Raw genomic sequence first — 3,744 nt, 5'->3', positions numbered from 1 at the left:
TGGTTTATTTGCTCCGGTTGCCAAATGTTCGACCGCGAGTAGATTTTCTGGAGCCTCTCCAAAGTTGGTATTGGGGTATGAAATAAGATCGTCTCGAACCGATTCAATTCTTGCATCTCCATTAACATCTCCAACCACCACTTCCTTAATTTGAGTAGATGAACCAACTCCCCAATTTCTTGTGGAACCTTGAGGATATAATTCATTAAGTTTAGAAGAAGCATGTAAGCCGAAAATTGAATCATTAAGAAAGCTATTTATAAATCGTTCTGCTGGAATATATGGGATAAAATCACCTTTATGAGGTTGCCAACCATTTGATACAGTTGTGCCTTTACTATCAAAAGTGATTTTATTACTCGAAATGCTCAAATTATTTATCAACTGCTGTCCCACTTTTCTTACAGGATCATTAAGTCCAGCATCAGCGATTGCAGATTGAACAGCTCCTCGTAATCCTTGAGCAGTAAACCTATCCTCTTGATATTTATTCCATTCACTTAAGTCATGCTGAACAAAGTTTACCCTCGTGCCTCTCGCTTTACTCGGATCACTATCCATAGGCCCAAGTGTCAACCTACGGTTTATAAAATCTGCAACGGAGAGAAACGGCCCCCTGAGTTTAACTTGCTTAACGAGTGCCTTTGCGAGTGATTCAATTTCAGAATCAGTTAAAACCCTTAATTTATTCCAATCATTCGCATTGGGTTCTTCTAAAAAGCGGATAATTGGAGTCTCGCCGGATCCTACATTGGCATTTTCAACCGCTAAACCGCGAAGGCTTGAAAGTTGGGCGACCCAAGCATCCACGGATGTGGAATTTATATTAAAAGCACCATCCACTAATAGATCGCTGGCAACAGATTGAAAGCGATGATCATCATCATTTTCAGTTGAATATCCTTTTTCTTTACTTTTCTTACCATAGGAGGTTTGAGCATTCTCCCATGTATTATTCCGAAAATATCCAATCAATCTATGGTTCCCAGATATATTCAGATCCTGAGATACATTGGCAACTTGACCACTCAATGCACCCCACAAATAAGGTCGAAACCGTTGACCGATCATTGCATTAGTTTCTCTGGTGTAATCGTTTGCAGTTGAAGAACCTGAGAGCAAAAATCCATCCAATAGTGCTGCATTCAAATAATACGAATGATCAATTGTAGTATTTTGATGGTTGAGTTGATCTGCCCCCCAATCTCTCCAAGGGGCAAACCCACCGTCTGGATCGATATCCCAGTTAATAAAATTACCCAAGCCTTTCTTGCCCGCAATTTCCTTTCCAAAAATATTTTCGTAATATTTAATGGCGTCCGTTTCATCCTTCATATTTTGACGAACATTTGTTAGTCCTCCTTCCGAAGTTGGCCTCTTAACAATATTCTGCACTCTGCCCCAACTTCGATGCCGTGCCACTTGAGTAGAGGCGTATGAATTGCCCAAAGCATAGCTTGGTCCATGTAGGTAGTTATTCAAATTAGAATGCCTGTATTGAAGGATTGATAATTTTTTTTCTGCGGAAACTTCAAATAAGACTGCATGGCTCGAATCAGAAAATTTGCCCGTGTAAGGAGATGTCGTCGTGATTTCTTCGGTAAAAAAACCTATTCTTTCCTGTCCCCATGAGGACTTGACTCGAGGGGTCGATAAAAATTCCGGGTTATCGGAATCCTCAAAATTGTAATTCGTTGTTTTTACTGTGAAGCCTAGAGCATTGGCTCGAATATCTGGGTTTGTGGAATTATTTATATTGGGTATGGGGCCATCAGGTCTAGCCCCTGGTAATTCATATATATCCGGAGTAGATTTTGGGAAGGATGGTGAATAATCGGCGGCTGTTGTATTAAATGCGAATAAGGTTCCATCAATCGAATAGGAGGTGGGTCCTGGATTTGGGGTAATCTTAAGTTGTGGAGGTGCTCTATAATGATCGGGTACTTTTGCCTTTGCATCTCCGAGCCAATTCCCTTGTCCATGTTGCGTGGTATGAACAAGTGCTCGTGTATTAAATTCAACCAAGGTAATTCTTTCATTATCAAGATCGCCAGGCATATTAATACTGACCTCCCAACCTAACCCGAAGAGGTCCTTTTCGTAATTTCCTGTAGCTGTCTCCTCAAGATTCAAGGATAAGTAGTTATTAGTACTAAATTTAATGCTGCTACCGCCATCAGGTATAACGACCTTTGGCTCAGTTATTCGGCTTAAAATCTGACTGCTGTCAAGATCAGGTTCTCCCTGCCATAAGGTGAAACATTTCGGTTCGATATATCCATCCACAGACGACCAGTTTGTACTTGAAAGCAAGCCACTTGCATCAAATTTCTCTGCAGTTTGTGTTTTGTAACCGGCGATCCCACCCATTTTGATAACGAAGGCACAAGCGTCTTTATCCAGTGCAAAACCAGAATCCCAAATATATCCTTTTTCTACTTTTCCGGCTGGCTTTCGGGTAACTCTTATAATCTCTGGCGGTTGTGGTGTTGATACCACAGGTTGATTTGTCTGTATACCTGCGGCGTCCTCCGATGCAAAAGCAGCAAATGTAACAACTTCTCCTGGTTCTAAAATAACCGGTTCCATGGAACCTTCTTCACTCGTCACCTCTAAGATTAATCGATCAAAGGCTATGTTTTTTTTCTCCATGCTATGAAAAGTAAAGGTATAATCTCCAAAACCATCCCTTGGGTTTTCATGATAAAATACATTTCCCTCTAATCTTATACCAAGCATTGAATCGGGGGGTACTCGGTTATTCCAATTATCGCCATTGACTCCTAATGATGCCTTGAACCCACCTTGACCAAGGAGAAATTTATCAAACAAGCCCTCTTCGAATCTTGCTTCCCCAAAAGAATTTGTCCCGGACTCAAAATTGTAAATACCCCAAGGTTCTTTCCAATTTTTAATGTAGCCACTGTAATACGGTCGATACAAAGGATCTATATCGGAATCTTTTAATTCGAAAGATGCATTGAAGTCAGCATACATATACGCCCACCACTTTCGGTAGAGATCATATTCACGAAAATCTACCTGAGTGATATCACATTCAAGAGGTTCATACCTGCCACCTTCACCTGCAAAAGGAATTTCAATAAACAAGTTGTCCACTTTCATCCTTTTATCGTATGGATTCCACAAAGTGATGGCAGGATTGATGCCCAAGCAAAAGTTTCCAGGGTCATCCGTTGCTACCGGGCAAATAGACAATCGCGCTTTTACAAAAACGGGCTGAATAGCATGGTTTTTGGGTTCTGGACGAATCTTTCTAACCGACGAACTGAAGCAATTATAATAGGGGTAGGCCGATCTTGCATTGGGAAAGGCATTTCTTGGGCTGTTTGGTGCTCTCCTTCCAAAAATCAATGCATTATCTCCCACAGTTCTGGGAAATTGATCAGGCGGTTCCATTACCAGTGTATCTTCAAAAACTTCCAAATTGTGAAAATCTGCTAGTACTGACCAAGGGGGGCCGGCAAGTAAAGCGTCTGGATCATCAACTGTTGCATCATTCGCAGATACATACCACTGGTTTCTTTTTACATTAGGATCAAGGGGTATGTTTTTCATCGCCCGAACCCGATCACGGAAAATAAAGTTGTCTGCAAAGTCTTTTTTCCAAGCTTTACTGGTTTCTTGATTTAAGGAAAAAACAAGGCTTAAATCGCGCTTCAAACCACCCGTTCGAACATCGGCTAATACTCCAAAAGAATCGGTGGTCATCGAATGATAATG

The 3,744-nt window shown here is 41.1% G+C and carries 1 pseudogene; it reads right to left on the bottom strand.

Annotation, left to right across the window (positions count from 1 at the left end):
- Positions 1 to 3,732, bottom strand: a pseudogene (locus ACKPQ4_RS08700) (hypothetical protein); the annotation flags it as partial.
- Positions 3,733 to 3,744: the final 12 nt, after the last annotated feature.

The sequence above is a fragment of the Candidatus Chordibacter forsetii genome (assembly GCF_964187505.1).
Taxonomy (GTDB): Bacteria; Verrucomicrobiota; Verrucomicrobiia; order Opitutales; family Seribacteraceae; genus Chordibacter; species Chordibacter forsetii.
This window is presented reverse-complemented; position numbering and strand designations above follow the sequence as displayed.